At 73.4% G+C, this 5,364-nt stretch carries 3 protein-coding genes and 1 riboswitch; of the genes, 1 reads left to right on the plus strand and 2 read right to left on the minus strand.

Annotated elements, in window-relative coordinates; translation table 11 throughout:
* Together ACFV4N_RS39295 and ACFV4N_RS39300 are read right to left on the minus strand one after the other, a co-directional pair.
* Positions 1-463: precorrin-8X methylmutase (locus ACFV4N_RS39295; protein ID WP_499677766.1), on the minus strand; the 463-nt coding region annotated here is incomplete at its 3' end.
* On the minus strand, positions 460-1,467 hold the full coding sequence (locus tag ACFV4N_RS39300) for a ferredoxin-like domain-containing protein (protein WP_499677767.1): 1,008 nt from the start codon (positions 1,465-1,467) through the stop codon (positions 460-462). The genes ACFV4N_RS39295 and ACFV4N_RS39300, both read right to left, overlap by 4 nt.
* A gap of 52 nt (positions 1,468-1,519) precedes the next feature.
* Positions 1,520-1,591, plus strand: a riboswitch (cobalamin riboswitch).
* Positions 1,592-1,646: 55 nt separating this feature from the next.
* On the opposite strand from ACFV4N_RS39300, the gene cobN reads away from it, so the two are divergent.
* Entirely contained in the window at positions 1,647-5,189 is a 3,543-nt protein-coding gene (gene cobN / locus ACFV4N_RS39305; RefSeq protein WP_499677768.1) for a cobaltochelatase subunit CobN, read from the plus strand.
* Positions 5,190-5,364 lie beyond the last annotated feature (175 nt).

Consider the following 5,364-nt stretch of genomic DNA (forward strand, 5'->3'; position numbering starts at 1 on the left):
CGGGCTTCGGCGCGCCCGCGGCGATCAGGTCCAGCAGGTGGAACAGGGCCGTGGGCGCGTTGCCTGCCGCCCCCACCGCGCCCTCCAGCCTGCCGCCCCACAGCTCCAGCGCCGCGGCGCTGCGCGTGTTGCCGATCTCCTCGGCCAGCGCGGGCACCCGCGGGTCGCCCAGCAGGCACAGCACCTCGTTGTCGGCGGGCAGCCGCCGCCGGGTCACGCCCGAGGCCACCATCTGCGCGTCGCACAGCACCGGCGCGCCGGCCAGCAGCGCGTCGCGCGCCGCCCGCACCACGTCCGGCGAGAAGGCGACGTCGTCGACGAGGTCGACCATGCCGCACGCGTGGATCATCCGGACCACCACCCGCGCCACGTCCGCGGGGAAGCGCCCGAGGTCGGCCTCGGCCCGGATGGTGGCGAACGAGCGGCGGTAGATCTCCGCGCCGTCCCTGACGTAGCTGGTCACCTGATCTCCTCGTACCCGTCGCCGGTGGCGACGAACTCCACCACGTCCCCGGCCGGCCGCCCGCACCGCCGCGCGCAGCCCGACCAGTGCACGCGGCCCGCGTGCGGGGTGCCGACCCACCGGGCGACATCGGCCCGCACGTCGCTCAACGACTTCGCGCACCCCGGCCGCCCGGTGCACGCGCTCACCCCGTGCCACGGCGAGTCCGCCGACGTGAACAACCCGGTCGTGTCGGTGCCCGCCGGCACGACCACGCTCCGCCACGGCGTCACCCGGACGGGCACACCGGCCAGCAGCCGGGCGTCCAACCGCCCCAGCGGCACTCCGGCGACGACGACCGAACCGGCCGGCCCCGGTGCGACCGGCGTCACAGCGGCGGGCAGCCGCTCGTCGCCCGCGCCGCCCAGCGCGGCGGTGATCTTCCCCACACCGCCGTCCACTTCGGACAGCCGCCAGGCAGTGCCGCGCAGCTCCTGGAACAGCCGCGCGACCGCCACCACCGCCCCCACCGGGTCGGTCACCCGGATCCCTGAATCGACACCGGCCAGGAACAACGCGTCCCCGACCAGCCCGACGTCACCCGCGAGGCCGCTGACCCCGTGACCGACGGTGACCAGGAATCGACCGGGCAGGTGAGCCAGCTCCGGTTCCGCGCACAGCGCCGCGTCGATCGCGTCGACCAGCGCCTGGTTGTCGTCCAGGGGGTCGGCGACGACGTTGCGCACCCGCTCGTGCGTCGGCGAGGGCAGCAACCCGGCCTCGCGCAGCCGTGCCGCCAGTTCCGCCTCGGCCCCGTCCGCGAGGCCCCTGAGCTGCACGTTCGCCCGTGAGGTCAGCTCCAGGGAGCCGTCGCCCAGCTCCAGTGCGGCGGTGCGCAGCACGTCCCACCGGTCGGCGGTCAGCGTGCCGCCGGGCACCCGCACGCGCGCCAGCCCGCCGTCGGCGGCGCGGTGCACCTCGACGGCGCCGGGGCAGGCGTCCGGGCGATCTCGATCGGTGGACATGGGCTGGATGCTAACCACCAACTAGGGTGACGTCCGAACGGCGAAGCAACAGGAGGAAGCCGGTGTGAATCCGGCGCGGTCCCGCCACTGTGACCGGGGGCAGCCCCCCGGGAGTCAGGAACTCCGCCAGCCGTCCCCTACGACCTGGGGCGAGGACCCCCGAGGGATGGAGCCCGCACGTGATCCTGCTCTTGTCGACCTCCGACACCGACCTGCTGTCCGCCCGCGCGAGCGGCGCCGACTACCGCCTGGCCAACCCGGCCCGCACCGCCCCCGAGGACCTGCCCGACCTGCTGCGGGACGTCGACCTCGTCGTGGTCCGCATCCTGGGCGGGCGGCGCATGTGGGAGGAGGGCCTGGACGCGCTCCTGGCCGGCCCGCGCCCCGTCGTCGTCCTGGGCGGCGAGCAGCACCCCGACGCCGAGCTGATGGAGCTGTCGACCGTCCCCGCGGGCGTCTGCGCCGAGGCGCACGCCTACCTGGCCCACGGCGGCGCGACCAACCTCGCCCAGCTGCACCACTTCCTGTCCGACACGGTCCTGCTCACCGGCCACGGCTTCGCCGCGCCGGAGCCCGCGCCCACCTGGGGCCTGCTCGACCGCGAGCGCGGTGGCGACGGCCCCACCGTCGCCGTCCTGTACTACCGGGCCCACCACGTGGCCGGGAACACGGCCTTCGTGCACGCCCTCTGCGACGCGATCGAGGCCAAGGGCGGCACCCCGCTGCCGATCTTCTGCGCCTCCCTGCGCTCCGCCGACGAGGCTCTGCTCGCCGAGCTGCGCAAGGCGGACGCCCTCGTCGTCACCGTCCTCGCCGCGGGCGGCACCAAGCCCGCCACCGCGTCGGCGGGCGGCGACGACGACGCGTGGGACGTGGGCGCCCTGGCGGCCCTCGACGTGCCGATCCTCCAGGGCCTCTGCCTCACCACCAGCCGCGCGGCCTGGGACGAGAACGACGACGGGCTGTCGCCGCTGGACACCGCGACCCAGGTCGCGATCCCCGAGTTCGACGGCCGGATCATCACCGTCCCGTTCTCCTTCAAGGAGGTCGACGAGGACGGCCTCACCGTCTACGTGGCCGACCCCGAGCGCGCCGCCCGCGTGGCCGGCCTCGCCGTCCGCCACGGCAGGCTCCGCCACGTCCCGCCGGCGCAACGCCGCGTCGCCGTCATGCTCTCGGCCTACCCCACCAAGCACTCGCGCATCGGCAACGCCGTCGGCCTGGACACCCCGGCCAGCGTCGTCCGCCTCCTCGCCGCGCTGCGCGACCGCGGCTACGACATCGGCGACGACCTCCCCGGCGTGGACAACCAGGACGGCGACGCCCTCATCCACGCCCTCATCGCCGCCGGCGGCCAGGACCCCGACTGGCTCACCGAGGAGCAGCTCCGGGGCAACCCCGTCCGCCTGCCCGCGAGCCGCTACCGGACCTGGTACGACACGCTCCCCGAGGACCTCCGCGAGGCCATGGAGCGCCACTGGGGCGAGGCGCCGGGCACCCTCTTCGTGGACGGCTCCGACATCGTCCTGGCGGCCCTGCGCTCCGGCAACGTCGTCGTCATGGTCCAGCCGCCGCGCGGCTTCGGCGAGAACCCCATCGCCATCTACCACGACCCCGACCTGCCGCCGAGCCACCACTACCTGGCCGCCTACCGCTGGCTGGAGGAGGAGTTCCGCGCCGACGCCGTCGTCCACGTCGGCAAGCACGGCAACCTGGAGTGGCTGCCCGGCAAGACCGCGGGCATGTCGTCGTCCTGCGGCCCCGACGCGGCCCTCGGCGACCTCCCGCTCATCTACCCGTTCCTGGTCAACGACCCGGGGGAGGGCACCCAGGCCAAGCGCCGCGCCCACGCCACCCTCGTCGACCACCTCGTGCCCCCGATGACCCGCGCCGACAGCTACGGCGACATCGCCAGGCTCGAACAGCTCCTCGACGAGCACGGCGCCATCGCCGCGATGGACCCGGCCAAGCTGCCCGCCATCCGGGCCCAGATCTGGACCCTCATCCAGGCCGCGAAGCTGGACCACGACCTCGGCTTGGAGGACCGGCCGCACGACGCCGAGTTCGACGACCTCCTGCTCCACGTCGACGGCTGGCTGTGCGAGATCAAGGACGTCCAGATCCGCGACGGGCTCCACGTCCTCGGGCAGGCGCCCACCGGCGAGGCCCGCGTCAACCTCGTCCTGGCGATCCTCCAGGCCAGGCAGATGTGGGCGGGGCGGACGGCGGCGCTGCCGGGCCTCCGCGAGGCCCTCGGCCTCGACACCACCGACCGCACCGCCACCGACCGCGTCGAGGCCGAGGCCCGCGCCCTGGTCCAGGCGATGGAGGACGCGGGCTGGGACCGCGCCACCGCCCGCACCCTCACCGACGACGAGGACGTGGCGCGGATCCTGGAGTTCGCGGCCGACGAGGTGGTGCCGCGCCTGGCCCGCACCACCGACGAGCTGACCAACGTCCTCCACGCCCTCGACGGCGGCTACGTCCCGGCGGGGCCCTCCGGTTCGCCGCTGCGCGGCCTGGTCAACGTCCTGCCCACCGGCCGCAACTTCTACTCCGTCGACCCCAAGGCGGTGCCGTCCCGCCTGGCCTGGGAGACCGGTCAGGCCATGGCGGACTCGCTGCTCGCCCGTTACCGCGAGGAAACGGGGGAGTGGCCGCCCTCCGTCGGCCTGTCGGTCTGGGGCACCAGCGCCATGCGCACGGCCGGTGACGACATCGCCGAGGTGCTCGCCCTGATGGGTGTCCGGCCCACCTGGGACGACCAATCCCGCCGCGTCACCGGCCTCGAAGCGATCCCGCTCGCCGAACTCGGCCGCCCGCGAATCGACGTCACGGTCCGCATCAGCGGTTTCTTCCGCGACGCCTTCCCCCATGTCGTCGCACTCCTCGACGACGCCGTCCAACTCGTCGCCGACCTCAACGAGGACCCGGCCGACAACCACGTCCGCGCCCACACCCAAGCCGACCTGGCGGTCCACCACGACCACCGCCGCGCCACCCTGCGCATCTTCGGCAGCAAACCGGGCGCGTACGGCGCGGGCCTCCTCCCGCTCATCGACAGCCGCAACTGGCGCGACGACGCCGACCTCGCCGAGGTCTACGCGGTCTGGGGCGGCTACGCCTACGGCCGCGACCTCGACGGAACGGAAGCGCGCGCCGACATGGAAACGGCCTACAAGCGCATCGCCGTGGCCGCGAAGAACATCGACACGCGCGAACACGACATCGCCGACTCGGACGACTACTTCCAATACCACGGCGGCATGATCGCCACGGTCCGCGCCCTCACCGGAAAGGCCCCGGCCGCCTACATCGGCGACAACACCCGCCCGGAGAACGTCCGCACCCGAACCCTCCACGAAGAGACGAACCGCATCTTCCGGGCCCGAGTCGTCAACCCCCGCTGGCTCTCGGCGATGCGCAAGCACGGTTACAAGGGCGCATTCGAACTGGCCGCCACCGTCGATTACCTCTTCGGCTACGACGCCACCACCGGCGTCGTGGCGGACTGGATGTACGAACAGCTCGCCGCCACCTACGTCATGGACCCCGAGAACCAGAAGTTCATGACGGAGTCCAACCCCTGGGCCCTCCACGGCATCGCCGAACGCCTGCTGGAAGCCGCCAACAGGGGCATGTGGGAGCACCCCGACCCCAACACCCTGGAAGCCCTCCAGGCCGTCTACCTCCAGACCGAGGGCGACCTCGAACAGGACTGACCGAACGGACCGCCGAGGGCCACCTCGGCAAAACCAATAAAACAGGCTCCCGCGCTCGTCCTCTCCCGTATGGCCTGGGCGCAGCCCTACCGCGCTTGTCAAGGGGTGTCGCACGCTTTTCGCGACACCCCTTGACAAGTGTGGTTGCCTTTGGCAGGCCATGCGGGAGAGGACG

This window comes from Actinosynnema sp. NPDC059797, assembly GCF_042732085.1.
Taxonomy (GTDB): domain Bacteria; phylum Actinomycetota; class Actinomycetes; order Mycobacteriales; family Pseudonocardiaceae; genus Actinosynnema.

Coding starts and splice junctions, on each gene's coding strand:
- ACFV4N_RS39300 (WP_499677767.1), bottom strand. CDS start 1,467: ATGTCCACCGATCGAGATCGCCCGGACGCCTGCCCCGGCGCCGTCGAG.